The sequence below is a fragment of the Clostridium sp. genome (genome assembly GCF_036646415.1).
GTDB lineage: Bacteria > Bacillota > Clostridia > Clostridiales > Clostridiaceae > Clostridium_J.
On sequence record NZ_JAVXMF010000005.1, the window covers coordinates 32,344 to 46,832 of the forward strand.

A 14,489-nucleotide genomic window follows, 5' to 3' on the forward strand; every position below is an offset into this window, starting at 1 on the left:
CTCCTAAAAATTAATTTTATTTTTTCTCATTCCTATATTTAATGCTAACCCCAAGGAAATAAAGTTTGTCAGCATAGAACTTCCACCGTAACTTACGAAGGGTAATGTTATACCGGATATTGGAAGAATCCCTATAGTCATCCCTATATTTTGTATAATAGAGAATAGTAAGGATGCTACAATTCCTATAACTATAACGCTACCTGCTAAATTCTTAGAATTTCTTGCAATATTTATAAGCTTATATAAAAGTATACCGTATAGAGTCATAAGTATCACTGCACCCATTAAACCCCACTCTTCACCAATTACAGCAAATATAAAATCTGTATGGTTCTCTGGTACAAATTTATATTGCTTTCCATTCATAAATCCTAGTCCAAATATTCCACCTGAACCTATAGCAATTTTAGACTGAATTAATTGCAACCCCTCAGCTAATTCATACTTTTCAGGGTTAAACACTGATAGTATTCTTATCTTCCAATAGGATTTCATTATTGGAGAATTCCATATTCCAATTAAAGCTACTGCAATTGAAGATAACCCACCTACTATTATCTTCCAATTTAAGTTTGCTATAATCACTATACCAAGCATTATAAAAAATGAAACCATGGTAAGCCCCATATCTGGTTGTATAACAATAAGTAGCATAGGTACTGCAGCATAAAAAATAACTTTAGATAGAGTCTTTATATCGTTTATATCCCCCTCAGCATCTTCAATAACTTTAGCTACCATTACAATCATGCCAATCTTAGCAAACTCTCCTGGCTGTATAGCCCTTTGCCCTATACTAATCCATGCATTAGCACCATTAACAGCCTTTCCCGTTACATCATTAATAAATAACAGTGTTACTGCAGCCCAATATAATAGAGGTGCATAATTTAATAGTTGTACATAATCCACTGTTAATATAAAATATACTGCTACAAGTCCTATTATAAGCCAATAAAATTGCAACTTAGCATAACTAGCTCCGATAGCGGAATATATGTTAATTATTCCAAATAGTACAATTAAAACTACTACTGTTATAATACTAAAATCAATATTTTTTATAAGTTTATTATTTATCTTGAAATTTGTTAATAATTTAATCATTTTATATTCCTCCATGTATGTACCTATTATAACATAAGGCACAAAAAAAGCTATGAAAAACATAGCTTTAAATACTATCTAGTTTTAACTTTTTTAATAGGTATACTTGCTACTAGAGCTGGAGAATTACCTTGATATTCATCAGTTGTAGTAATTCTAACCTCTATTTCCTCGCCACTGTCAATTTCTGCATAATTAGATATTGCCTTAAGAAGTTCCAATTTGATGTTTTCCAAAAAATCTGGTGAAACAGTAGCTCTATCATGGACTAAGATTAATTTTAATCTATCTGTGGCAATATCCTTTGAGGATACTTTGCTTGAAAAAACTTTAAACAAGTCCATATCTAGTTCCTACCTCCTCCAAATAATTTTTTAATCGCTCCCATAAACCCCTTTGGGCCATAAATTTCATCGAAATTTATAAAGGGAACCTCTTCACCTAAAATTCTTTTCCCAATATTTTTAAATGCTTGTCCTGCATATGCCGTGCTATCTAACACTATAGGCTCTCCTTTATTAGTAGAAACAGTAACTTTTCTATCATCAGGTACTACACCTATTACCTTAATAGCCAGACAATCCTTTATATCTTCTATAGTTAACATATCTCCATTCTTAGCCATTTCAAAGTTCATTCTATTAACTATAAGTTCTTGTCTATCTATACCCTTTGCATCTAATTTCCCAATAACTCTATCTGCATCTCTAACGGATGTTATCTCTGGGTTAACAACTACGATTGCCCAGTCAGCTCCAACAATAGCATTCTCAAAGCCTTGCTCAATTCCTGCAGGACAATCTAAAATTACATAGTCAAACTCTTCCTTTAATTCTGTTACTACTTTTAGCATTTCATTTATATCTACGTCATTTTTATCCCTGGTCTGAGCTGTTGGAAGAAGAAATAAGTTACTAAATCTTTTATCTTTTATAAGTGCTTGTTTTAATCTACACTTTTCCTCAATAACATCTAGTAAAGTAAATACAACCCTATTCTCAAGACCCATGAGAACATCTAAATTTCTAAGCCCCGTATCTCCATCAATTACAACTACCTTTTTATCCATTGATGCTAAAGCTGTCCCTATATTTGCAGTAGTAGTAGTTTTACCTACTCCACCTTTCCCCGATGTTATAACTATAGCCTCTCCCATTTAACAATACCTCCACTTAAATATATTTATTTACTAAATATGGTTCTACAACAATATTTCCATTTTTGATTTTAGCTAGTTCTGGATATTTGGGTTTATCTATATCCTCTGGCGACCTTGTTATCATCTTAGAAATTCCAATTATTTGTGGTGTTAATATAAATGCAGCAATTATAGCATTATTATTCCCGTCGATTCCAGCATATACACTGCCTTTTACTGCCCCAAGTACAATAATATTTCCTGATGCATATACTTCTGCTCCTGAGTTTATATCACCTACAATAACCACATTTCCTGAATACTCAACCCTTTGTCCACTTCTTATAGTTTTTCTTATAAATTTAGTTTTACCTTCATTTACACCACTAAAAACTTTTTTTTTATTTTCTCTAATATCTGCAAATGTGCAATCCTTTATCTTAAATTCATCAGATAAAAAAATCCTTATTTCTCTTAACTCTCTAGCATCCAAGAGATTTACATCTGTAGTTATAGTAATACTAGACCCTTCTAAAAACCTTTTAGATGTCCGCATTTTCTCCCTCAAGGCCTCAATTAAATTCCCTATAGAATTAAACCTTTTAATATCTACCTCTATATTAAGTTTATCTGTCTTACCTTTAAAATTTATACCCTCATCCTGCATATGTAACCTCCACATATCGAGATATTTTTACTATTTCAACATCCACTACCCAAATTCCTTCTTTATATATTAAAAAAATAAAATTTTTTGTTGAAATTCCTATATAAATAAAAAAATAACAAATGAAAATCCATTTGTTATTTTTCTTAATTGCAAAAGATTTAGAGTTTCATTTGCGAAACTCACCTTCAACCCCATTGAAGGGGTAACTCCTACTAATTAAATTGTGAATCCATACTATTATTTATACTTAAATTCATAATTAGGGTTAGTTTTTAATATTTCATCCTTAAAGTAAGCTTCAAACATTGCCTTGGCAATATTAGGTTTTCCATGTCCTCCATCATAAATAATAGAACATACTATTATCTCTGGATTATCATAAGGAGCAAACCCTACATATACACCAGCAGCATCTCTTCCTACGGCTGACTGAATACTAGCATCTATAATATTTGAAGTTCCTGTTTTCCCTCCGTTGGGGATTGGAAAATCTTTAAGCATAGCAGCAGCAGTACCACTTTCTCCTTCGGTAACCTCTTTCATACCTTGCTTAATTGCATCTATGTTATCCTTGCTAAACTCAGCTTGACTGATAAGTTCAGGTTCAATGTCCTCAATTACTTCTCCTGTTTCTCCATCAATGATTTTATCCACTAACTTTAATTCATATCTATCCCCACCATTTACAAGGGTAGCAATATAACTTGCTATTTGTAATGGAGTAAATTGATTCATACCTTGACCAATGGAAGCATCATATGCATTTGCAGCTGAATTAATATTAGTACGAGTATCCACAACGCAATAAAGCATAGCTATTGCAATACTATCAATATCCCCTTTAGTATACTTCTTAGCACTAATTTCAGGATTTGTATTTATAATATCTTCAATTAATGGAACAAATCTTTCTCGAATTTCATTTTCTGTAGATTTACCATCTTTCTTAATCTCTTCCTTTATAGCATCTACTAAGGCTTTTTTCTTTGTATTTGTTAATTTTATTTGCTCTAATTCTTTTCCACTTCCAGTTTCCTTTTGTTGTACAATATCAAAAGGTTTGTAATGCGCTGATGCATTCATAGAACTTATTCCCTTTTCTAAAAAGGATACTAGTTGGTTTATATATACACTTGTTAATGTATTTTTACTGGACTCATAATTATATACTTGGCCAAAATTTTCTTGAATTTCTATACCCGTAACTGCCTTTAATTCACTTCCACGTGGTAATCCTAATCCTAGTTGCCAAGCATAATTAGCTATTATATCAAGAGCCTTTTCATTCTCACCTGACTTTTCATATAATCTATCTGCTACGTCGTAAAAGAAATAGTTACAAGATACCTCTAATGCCCTTTTAACATTTATAGATCCATGAGAACCATGTTGATTGTACATATTGTATATCCAGCATGCCCCTTTATAATCAGAATATCGCTTATTGTACTCCCCTGCATCTGTTATTTTGGTATTTTTATCAATAACTCCCTCTTCAAGCCCCGCAAGAGCAGTTACTGGTTTAAAGGTTGATCCTGGTGGTACTAATGATAATGTTCCATAGTTATAAAAAGGTTTAGGGAATATATCATATAAATCTTGCCTTATAGTTGTATTTCCTTCTATACTAGTGTCTATTGGAAACATCCTATTTAATAATAATTCTTTTCTATCTTCTAAACTTAAAGTTCTTAGTTCTTCATCAGTTAAAATACCTTCTTTGCTAGCTAATCCTCTTTTATCTATATATTCTTTTCCTTTAGCTTCTAAATCTGGACTAAAATATTCTTCTGACAACTCAGTTGTTAACTTTCCTGGCACTGTAAATATATTAGGATCAAATCCTGGTCTACTTACTATTGCTAAAACTTCTCCAGTATTCTTTATTGCAATTGCAGCACCTCTAGTAGCGTTAGTCGTATCAGCATCATTTGAAGCTTTACCAAGTTTCTGAAGTTCCTTTAATGTATCATCTAAAGCCTGTTCCGCTGCTCTCTGAACATCCATATCAATATTTAACTGAACTGTATTTCCTGCATAAGCCTCAACTTCACCTAAAGTTTTAACTCTACGTCCCTGCTTATTTATTTGTATACTTTCTTGACCTTTAGTTCCTTTAAGATAACTCTCAAAAGCCCCTTCTATTCCAGTGTTACCTATTTCATCTGTACTTACATCATAACCCTTTTCTTCATATCTTTCTTGTTCCCAAGGATTAATCTTAGACATATATCCTAAAAATGCTGAACCTAGTTCTCCTTCCGGATAATATCTCATAGGCTGAGTATCTACAATTATTCCAGGCAAATCTGGTTGTAATTGTTCAAATATAAATGCAGTATCTTGATCTAGAGTATTTGCTATAACTACTGGATTATATCCAGTAAAACTCTGCATCTTTATAGCATCCTTAAGTAATAAAAGCCTTCTTTCCTCTAGAAGTGTTAATTCATAGTATTTCTCTATGTCATAGTTCTTTTCTAAATTTCTAAATGCTTCTTCTGGGGTGATTTGTAAAAGTAATTCATCCACTATTTGCTTCTCTGCATCTGTTAGTTGTGAAACCTTTTTATCTTCTCCAAACTTCTTACTTACTACATCATCCTCAAAGCCTCTATCCCTTTTGAATCTTAGCTCTAACCACATTCTACTCTTTTCATCCGTTGCCTTAAAATTGTATTCCAACTCACCATTACTATTGATTATTATAGGAAATTCATCGACTATAGGTATATTCTTCTTATCTAATATATCAAAAACCTTAGTCATAGTTTGGAAAAAATATTCTTTACTTTCTGTTGTCTCACTAAACTGTAACACATAATTCTGCTTACTAGTAGCTAGTACTTTCCCATTTTTATCTAAAATATCTCCCCTTGCAGCAGTCTTTGACACATTTTTATAGTTTTTACTGTTTGCCTGTTCCCTATAATCTTCAACCATTACTATTTGCAAATACAGTAATCGTATTAGAATAATACCAAATATTACACCCATGGATATAAAGAATAAATTATACCTTGAAACCTTTTTTGTATTCTTGTTATTTTTCTTCATACTATCCTTAGAATCTCCATTCCTTTTTTATAGTTTTAGTTTCACTAAATTTAAGTGTAACCTTATATAAAATTACAGCTATAACCATCTCATAAATACCTTTATATAGAATTATGCTTAAAAAATCATTACTAATATTCAGTAATATTAGCACCCCGAAAACTGTAATACTCTTCAATAAACTTAGTAGGAATGTTGAAATAATAGGAATAATAGCTTTTTCTTTAAAAATATTCTTACCTATCTTAGCGGCTAATAAACATATAAACATATTAATTATCATGTTTATTCCCACAACATTAGGAAAATATAAGTCTTGAAGTGCCCCTGCAAGAACTCCAACTATCACACCTTCTGTGTATCCATTTATTATAGAATAGCAAATTATAAATACGAACACCGTACTTGGATATATACTGTTTATTGCAAAAAAAGGCACCAATGTATTATCTAAAATAAAAAGGGTAATTATTATTAGAAATAAATATATAACCTTTTTTGCCGTAGTATTAATATTTAACATCGCTATCTTCCTTTGGTACTTTAACATCTCTATCTTCCTTTGGTACTATAATAATAAGTTGTTCAACTCTATTGAAATCTACAGTAGGTTTTATAATTGCACTCTTAGTAACCTTAGCTTTATCTTCAGATACCTCAACAACTTCACCTATTTTGATTCCTTTAGGATAAACATCTCCAAGTCCAGAAGTAAATATCACATCGCTCTCTTTAATTTTCGAATCTAAAGAAAGACCTGTAATCTGAGCAAGAAATTTATCTTTATTTCCTTTGTACCCCTTTACTATTCCATTGCTCTCCTCAGTACTTAACACATATCCTGCTACTGCCACATTTTCATTAGAAAGAGATTGTACTATACTCCAATTATCACCAACACTAGTGACTTGACCAACTAACCCATCTCCTTCAACTGCAGCCATACCTTTTTTTATACCGTCTTTTTCGCCCTTATTGACAATATATCCATCTAAGAAATTATTTCCAACTAAACCAGTTATGTCCGCACCTACATAATCATATTGTTCATTAACCTGTGTAAAATTTAACATGCCCCTAAGTCTATCATTTTCTTTTCTTAAAATTTCATTTTGAGTGCCATTAATCTTTAATGTTTTATTCTCTTTTTTTAAAATTTCATTTTCTTCTTTTATATTGCTAATATTAAATATAAAACCAACTGATCCTTTTACCTTATTACCAACCTTATAAACTACTCCTTGAACTGAATTTATAACACTTCCTACACCATTTCCCACGAAAGACATATTGTCTTTTTGAACTGAATAACCAATTAACCCCAAAAAGCATACTGACAGTAGTATAACTATTACTGTCAGCTTATTTTTGAATATTTTCATATTTATCTTCTACTAATAATATCTACATTATCTAGTGCTTTTCCAGCTCCAATAGCAACACAATCTAGTGGAATCTCTGCTATATTTACTGGCATATGTGTTTCGTGGGTTATTAATTGATCTAATCCTTTTAATAGGGCACCTCCGCCTGTAAGCATTATCCCCTTATCCATAATATCAGCCGCAAGTTCTGGTGGTGTTTTTTCTAGTGTAGTTTTAATTGATTCTATAATAGAATATACTGGTTCTTTTAAAGCTTCTCTTACTTCTGCTTCATTTATTTCAACAACCTTTGGAAGTCCGCTTATAAGGTCTCTTCCTCTAATTTGCATAACTTCTGCTTCTTCACCTAAATCATAAGCTGAACCTAGCTCAATCTTTACATTTTCTGCAGTTCTTTCACCAATCATAAGGTTATATTGTTTTTTTATGTACGCTATAATTGCTTGGTCTAACTCATCTCCAGCAACTCTTAATGACATACTTGTAACTATACCACCTAAAGATATAATGGCTACTTCAGTTGTTCCTCCACCAATATCTACAACCATGCTTCCTGTCGGCTCATTAACTGGTAACCCAGCACCTATAGCAGCTGCCATTGGCTCTTCCATTAAATAAGCTTCTCTTGCTCCTGCACTTTTAGTCGCTTCATATATTGCTCTTTTTTCTACTTCAGTTACTCCTGATGGAAAACAAACTACAATTCTTGGGCTTTTGAAAGAGTTTTTAGCTCCAACTTTCTCTATAAAGTGTCTAAGCATTTTTTCAGTAACGTCAAAATCTGCAATTACTCCATCTTTCATAGGTCTTATTGCTACTATGTTTCCAGGTGTTCTACCTATCATTTTTTTAGCTTCATTTCCTACTGCTAAAACTTTTCCAGTATTCTTATTTATAGCCACAACTGAAGGCTCTCTTAAAACTATTCCCTTACCTTTAATATATACTAATGTATTTGCAGTTCCTAAATCTATTCCCATGTCTCTTGCTTTTCCGAATAAACCCACAAAAACCTCTCCTTTCAATCTATACAATTCCTTTTTCTTTTAAGCTTACATAATTTTCATTTCCAATTATTAAATGATCTAATACTTCTATTCCAAGTAGTGTTCCACATTCCTTTAACCTTTTAGTTATCAATATGTCTTCTTTACTCGGAGTACTATCCCCTGAGGGATGATTGTGACATAATATCACTGATGCGCTGCTAAGTTTTATAGCCTCTATAAAAACTTCCCTTGGATGAACAATAGAACTATTTAAATTTCCTATTGAAATATCCTTAACCGATATAATTATATTTTTAGTATTTAGCATAATTAGTTTAAAATATTCTTTTTTCAAATTTTTCATTTGACCCATCATGTAAAAAGCAGCATCCTTAGGGCTAGACACTTTGTATTCTTCCCCAGATTTAAAAGAATTAAATCTGGTTGATAATTCTACTAGTGCTAAAATCTGAGTTGCTTTAGCTTCTCCAATACCCTTTACTTCTTTTAGGTCTTTAATTGAAGGATTTGCAAGTCCATTAATTCCCCCACAATGTGATAATAATTTATCACATAATGTTAGAATATTATCTTCCCGCGTACCAGTCCTTAATATTAAAGCTAACAGCTCTGAATTAGACAGATACTCTGATCCATATCTTAAAATTTTTTCTCTGGGTCTTTCATTTTCAGGTAAATCTTTAACTCTTAGTTTGTATCCCATAACTAACTCCTTTATAGATTTACCCCCATCTCCCTTAATAATAAAAACACAGTATTTAAAGAGAATCCTACTACATTATAATAACAACCATTTATGCTTTCCACAAAAACAGCAGCATCATCTTGTATTCCGTAGGCTCCAGCCTTACCATTACACTGACCTGACTTTACATACTTTAATATCATATCATCAGTAAGTTCCATAAATTTAACTTCAGTACAAACACTCTTGGTAACAACCTTCTTTGTTTTACTATTTATTAAAGCTATTCCAGAATAAACTTTATGTATATTTCCACTAAGCTCTTTTAGCATTTCAAAGGCGTTGCTATCATCCACAGGTTTCCCAAGAATTTTACCGTTTAAATATACTATGGTATCGCACCCTATGATAATATTTTCATCATTAGTTTTGTTTAATAATATATTTTTAGCTTTTCCTTCAGCTAAGGTACAAACATAATTTTCTATATCACCTTTGAATTTTACAGAATTCTCATCAAAATCACTAACTTTAATTTCAAAATCATTTGTAATTCTTTTTAATAGTTCCTGCCTTCTTGGTGATGCAGATGCCAATATAATCTTCATAGTTTCCTCCTAGAATTTTTTATATAATACTATAGCTAAAACTATTCCTATTATGGACATTAAGTTTAAACCAAAACCTAACCCAAAGGTTATTTCTAACACTTTCAGGTCAACAATTAGAGGGCTTTTTAATCCAATAAAATAAGTTTTTCCTAAAAAACCCAACACAGCAAAGGTACTTCCTAAAAATTCGCCTATGAAACTTCCGGAAATGGCACCTAAAAGTGTTATGAATATATATTCTTTAGTGCTTCTATATACTTTCCCCATAAAAATATCCCCCAGTATATTTAAAATATTCAATACACTAATAACATTTATGCTTTATATTTTATATCTAATATAGTTTAACATTTAATATTTTTTTACACAAGGCTATAACAAATTTTTTAAACTTTTTTTATAAATAAGGGCTATTCGTAAACTTTTGTTCACAAACAGCCCTTGTTTATTTCTATATTGATACTTTAATTTGTGTTTTTTATATGTTTTTACTATTTTTTAAACCTTATCAATTTATCGTATATGAATTTTGGCATGTCCTTTATTCCCTCTTTATTTACATCTTCCGGAAGAGCATTTATATATTCCTTCAATTCAGTAACTTCTTTATATTCTTTCATACTATCTTCAATAGGTTCTAATTCTTTAACCCAATTTTTAAATTCAGCAGTATTTACGGATTTAACACCACTCTCAGAAGTTTTATTTACTATTTGCAAAAGACCATCTATAATTTTATATAGCTGTGTTGTAGAAATATCTTCTACAGGTATATTTATAGATACTTTAGTGTTATCTATACTCTTACCCTTTAGAATATTTACACCTTCTTCTATATTTTCACTAGAATATATTCCAAAATAAACCTTTGAAAATTCGCCCTCTTCTCCAATGAAAGGCATTCCAACATCCCCTAGTTTTGACATAAGTTCAGCAGCATTTTCCTTAACTTTAAAAACTCCACATTGTAATATATAAAAATTATATTCTGTCGCTGCAACCTCATCACTTCCAACCTTATCATTTTCCTTACTGTCATCACCATTCTTATCATCCTCAAGATTTTTCTCTTTTGAATTGTCTTCTACTTGACCTTTATTTTCCATATTACCAAACCCTATTTTACCTGAATCTTTAAGTATAAACTTTACTACAAAACTCCCTAAAAGCAGTGCAATTAGCAGAGTTATTGCTAAATAAAACAGAAAATTATTGCTCTTCTTTTGCTTAGACTTTATATTATATCTTGTGTATTTCACTTTATCCCCTCCCAATACTATGGATTATTTCATATCCATAGGTTGAATTTAAAATATCATATTAATTTATATACCTTTTTAAAACTAAATATTACTATAATAAGTTATTTTACATAATAAAAAAACCGACACTATCTGTCGATTTTTTTATTCCTTCTTAAATAAAGGTTTTGGCATCTTTAAACAACACCATTTTCTATATATTTTTCTAAGTAATTTATACTGAGTATGTCTATCTATTCATTATATCTCATAGACAATCTAACTACTCTTCTTATAAACTTCTTAGCCTTTTCATATGGCATACCATTAACCTCTAAAAATTTAAATATCCCTATATTGTTATTCTCAATTTTTCTTAAAACTTTGTCTGTTTTAATATATTCTTCTTCGTCTTCTAAGTATCTTGAATAAATTGTATTTTCTCCACTAACTTCAGTAAATAATTCCTTTTCACTATCCTCTACATATCTATCAACCTCATCCTCATCCCAATCTTCAACATCCAATTCCTCATTTGTAGATTTTAAATCTATAACTTCTGCTAACTCTCTCTGCATTGGATTTATAAAATTATTTGTTGGCATCATTCCCATCATACCACATGATGCTATAAAATCCTTCATTTCATTAGGTAGGGAATTGTGTGTTATAGGTGTCAATGGTACAAATTCATATTCATTATCAAAAGCCATGAACATACCTCCATTTTTATATTACAATAAAATGTATGCCCACATTTTCTAATAAATTCCTAAAAATCATATAATATCTATATCATCTCCAGGATTTTCTTTAAGTTTATCTATTGAATGTATATATCTATTTGTAGTTGCAATACTTCTATGGGCTGCAAATTCTCTTACCTTTTCAATAGTTGCACCTTGAGTAATAGCTATAGTTATTGCAGTATGTCTTGTGGAGTGTACCTTAAGCTTTTTATCTATATTACATTGGTTACATATTCTCTTCATCATATAATTTAATGTACTAGGATTTAACTTTTCTCTATTTCTTTTATTTGATGAATGTCCTATAAATAGATATTCCCCTCCATTTTCTTCCTTACTTCTATTAGTAACATCTAAATATTTTTCTATCAATTCTTTGACCTTAGGCTGAAGCTTAACCACATCTCGTTTGTTACCTTTTCTTGTAACTTCTATTATGTCATATTCTCCATATTTTTTAACATGGCAAATCTTAATATTTATTATTTCTGATTTTCTTAAAGCTGTAGTTAATGCCAATGCCATAATTGCCTTGTTTCTTAGGCCTAATGCCGTACTAGTATCAATACTTTTTAGCAACTCTCTACATTCACTCTCGGTTAAAAATTCCGTTATTTTGTTTGTTATGGTTGGTTTTTCTTCTTTAACATTTGCAAAGGGGTTAAACTTTATTATTCTTATATCACTATAATTATCTTCATATTTCATCAACCATCTATAAAGAGCACTTAGGGATGATATTTTTCTATTTATAGTTGCAGAGGATAAATTAATGGATTGTAATTCCATTATAAACTTCTGAACGTGAAATATATTTACTGAACGAATTATTTCTAATGTTATATCTTTAATATTTTCCGTCTTGAAAAAGTCTTTTATATCCCTTTCGTAACTAATGGCTGTATACTTGCTTCTACCACCTTTTATCTCTAAAAAACACTCTATAAAATGTTTTTGACTTCCTACATAAATATTATTACTTTCATAGACTATTATATCTTCCATAACTGTCCTCCATATAATAAAAGAACTGCTAAAAGCAGTTCTTTCATTTTAATTATAAGTCTTCTACTACAGCAGTAATTTCATCAAGAGCAATATCTTCATCAGTTCCATTTGTTATGAACTTAACCCTGTATCCCTTATTAACTCCTAAAGATAATACCCCTATAAGACTTTTAGCATTAGCACACTTACCATTACATTCTATAGTAACTTCACATTTGAACGTTGTAGACTTTTGAACTAGTAATGTGGCGGGCCTTGCATGTAATCCTTGTGGATTATTAATTATTAATTCCTTTGTTAGCATATCAATCACCTCATTTATGAGAATATTATTTTATGCCATTAACAAAGCTTTCTATTCTGTTTAATCCGTTCTTTATATTATCTATAGATGTAGCATATGAAAGTCTAATAAAGTTATCTACTCCGAATGCAATTCCTGGTATTACTGCAACCTTTTCTTTTTCAAGAAGTAAATCACTAAATGTAAGAGAATCTTTAATCATAGTTCCATCGACTTCTTTGTTTAGTAGTTTAGATATATTAACCATAACATAAAATGCACCTTCTGGCTTTACACAAGATAAGTTATTTATTGAGTTAATTCTATCTACCATAAAGTCTCTTCTATTCTTAAACTCTATTTTCATATTTTCAACTTCGCTTTGATCTCCGTTTAATGCTTCTACAGATGCATATTGAGATATAGAACATGGATTTGAAGTAGTATGGCTTTGTATGTTTGACATTAATGAAGTTATTTTTTCACTAGCTGCTGCATAACCAATTCTCCAACCAGTCATGGCATATGCTTTTGAAACTCCATTTATTACTACAGTTCTATTATAGGCGTCTTCTGATAAACTTGCTATAGAGATATGACCATTTTCTCCATATAAAAGTTTTTCATATATTTCATCCGATATTACTATTATATCATTCTTTTTAGCAAAACCCGCAATTTTTTCTAATTCTTCTTTTGTGTAAGCTGTACCAGTCGGATTATTAGGACTATTTAAGATCATAGCCTTAGTATTTTTATTAACAGCTTTTTCCAAAGCTTCTACTGTTAGCTTAAAAGAATTATTTTCTTCTGTATGAACAAAAGTAGGAACCCCATCAGCTAATTGAACAAGCTCAGGGTAACTAACCCAATATGGTGCTCCAATTAGTACTTCATCTCCTGGATTTAATATGGATTGAAAAATATTAGCTAGACATTGTTTTGCTCCAGTTGAAATTATTATTTGAGACGTTTTATAAGTTAAATTATTATCTTTTTTAAATTTATTAACAATAGCTTCTTTTAATTCAATTATTCCTGAAGCAGCTGTATATCTTGTTTGACCTGCTTCTATGGATTTTATTGCTGCCTGCTGAATGTTTTTTGGAGTATCAAAATCTGGTTCACCTGCTCCAAATCCTATAACATCAATTCCTTCTGCTTTCATCTTTTTAGCTTTAGCTGTAATTGCTAAAGTCAATGACGGTGCAATTTTTGTTGCTTTTTTTGATAGTATCATTGTAAATACCCCCAATAATATTTGTTATTTATGCTAAAAATTCATAAAAAAAATACTTTTAGCACATAAAATTTAATTTAAATATTTTCATTATTTACCTTAATATTACTTTAATCCATGAACTCAATTAATGATTTTAAAAATTCATTAAAATTGCCTATGAAAGATAAAATTCATATTTTCATCATAACATTTATTATAATTTCTGTAAAGATTTTATGGTAATTTTGTCATGCCATTATTATTATCATTTTTATTTATTATATACTAATTTTTAAAATTTCATTACATATTAAAAGGTA

General features: G+C 30.5%; 16 protein-coding genes. All 16 read right to left on the bottom strand.

The features are described 5' to 3' along the window. Nucleotides 1–3: 3 nt before the first annotated feature. Nucleotides 4–1,110, bottom strand: a complete 1,107-nt coding sequence (gene rodA, locus RSD37_RS05080) for a rod shape-determining protein RodA (protein WP_346945622.1) — start codon at nt 1,108–1,110, stop codon at nt 4–6. A gap of 74 nt (nt 1,111–1,184) precedes the next feature. After that, nucleotides 1,185–1,454 (bottom strand): cell division topological specificity factor MinE, encoded by a 270-nt coding sequence (gene minE, locus RSD37_RS05085; protein ID WP_346945623.1) that lies wholly within the window; start codon nt 1,452–1,454, stop codon nt 1,185–1,187. Between the two features lie 2 nt (nt 1,455–1,456). Further along, nucleotides 1,457–2,266: a septum site-determining protein MinD gene (gene minD / locus RSD37_RS05090; protein WP_346945624.1), complete on the bottom strand. Its 810-nt coding sequence runs from the start codon at nt 2,264–2,266 to the stop codon at nt 1,457–1,459. A gap of 16 nt (nt 2,267–2,282) precedes the next feature. After that, nucleotides 2,283–2,915: a septum site-determining protein MinC gene (minC, locus tag RSD37_RS05095; RefSeq protein WP_346945625.1), complete on the bottom strand. Its 633-nt coding sequence runs from the start codon at nt 2,913–2,915 to the stop codon at nt 2,283–2,285. Nucleotides 2,916–3,155: 240 nt separating this feature from the next. Then, nucleotides 3,156–5,975: a penicillin-binding transpeptidase domain-containing protein gene (locus RSD37_RS05100; RefSeq protein ID WP_346945626.1), complete on the bottom strand. Its 2,820-nt coding sequence runs from the start codon at nt 5,973–5,975 to the stop codon at nt 3,156–3,158. Between the two features lie 7 nt (nt 5,976–5,982). Further along, nucleotides 5,983–6,498, bottom strand: a complete 516-nt coding sequence (gene mreD, locus RSD37_RS05105) for a rod shape-determining protein MreD (RefSeq protein WP_346945627.1) — start codon at nt 6,496–6,498, stop codon at nt 5,983–5,985. Beyond that, nucleotides 6,485–7,357, bottom strand: coding sequence for a rod shape-determining protein MreC (gene mreC, locus RSD37_RS05110; RefSeq protein ID WP_346945628.1), 873 nt, complete (start codon nt 7,355–7,357; stop codon nt 6,485–6,487). The genes mreD and mreC overlap by 14 nt, the downstream gene beginning before the upstream one ends. A 2-nt stretch (nt 7,358–7,359) precedes the next feature. After that, entirely contained in the window at nt 7,360–8,367 is a 1,008-nt protein-coding gene (locus tag RSD37_RS05115) for a rod shape-determining protein (protein ID WP_346945629.1), read from the bottom strand. Between the two features lie 19 nt (nt 8,368–8,386). After that, nucleotides 8,387–9,073 carry a DNA repair protein RadC gene (gene radC, locus RSD37_RS05120; RefSeq protein ID WP_346945630.1) on the bottom strand — a complete coding sequence of 229 codons (687 nt, stop codon included), beginning with the start codon at nt 9,071–9,073 and terminating at the stop codon, nt 8,387–8,389. Nucleotides 9,074–9,084: 11 nt separating this feature from the next. Next, nucleotides 9,085–9,663, bottom strand: a complete 579-nt coding sequence (locus RSD37_RS05125) for a Maf-like protein (RefSeq protein WP_346945631.1) — start codon at nt 9,661–9,663, stop codon at nt 9,085–9,087. 9 nt (nt 9,664–9,672) lie between these two features. Continuing rightward, complete coding sequence (locus RSD37_RS05130; RefSeq protein ID WP_346945632.1) at nt 9,673–9,933, bottom strand: DUF4321 domain-containing protein; 261 nt, start codon at nt 9,931–9,933, stop codon at nt 9,673–9,675. Between the two features lie 224 nt (nt 9,934–10,157). After that, the gene (locus RSD37_RS05135) at nt 10,158–10,925 is read right to left on the bottom strand and encodes an SPOR domain-containing protein (protein ID WP_346945633.1); all 768 of its coding nucleotides are present in this window, start codon (nt 10,923–10,925) and stop codon (nt 10,158–10,160) included. A gap of 236 nt (nt 10,926–11,161) precedes the next feature. Continuing rightward, nucleotides 11,162–11,620, bottom strand: coding sequence for a hypothetical protein (locus tag RSD37_RS05140; RefSeq protein ID WP_346945634.1), 459 nt, complete (start codon nt 11,618–11,620; stop codon nt 11,162–11,164). A 66-nt stretch (nt 11,621–11,686) separates the two neighbouring features. Next, the gene (locus RSD37_RS05145; RefSeq protein ID WP_346945635.1) at nt 11,687–12,661 is read right to left on the bottom strand and encodes a tyrosine-type recombinase/integrase; all 975 of its coding nucleotides are present in this window, start codon (nt 12,659–12,661) and stop codon (nt 11,687–11,689) included. Nucleotides 12,662–12,713: 52 nt separating this feature from the next. After that, complete coding sequence (locus tag RSD37_RS05150) at nt 12,714–12,968, bottom strand: HPr family phosphocarrier protein (protein ID WP_346945636.1); 255 nt, start codon at nt 12,966–12,968, stop codon at nt 12,714–12,716. 25 nt (nt 12,969–12,993) lie between these two features. Next, the gene (locus tag RSD37_RS05155) at nt 12,994–14,187 is read right to left on the bottom strand and encodes a pyridoxal phosphate-dependent aminotransferase (protein ID WP_346945637.1); all 1,194 of its coding nucleotides are present in this window, start codon (nt 14,185–14,187) and stop codon (nt 12,994–12,996) included. Between the last annotated feature and the right edge of the window lie 302 nt (nt 14,188–14,489).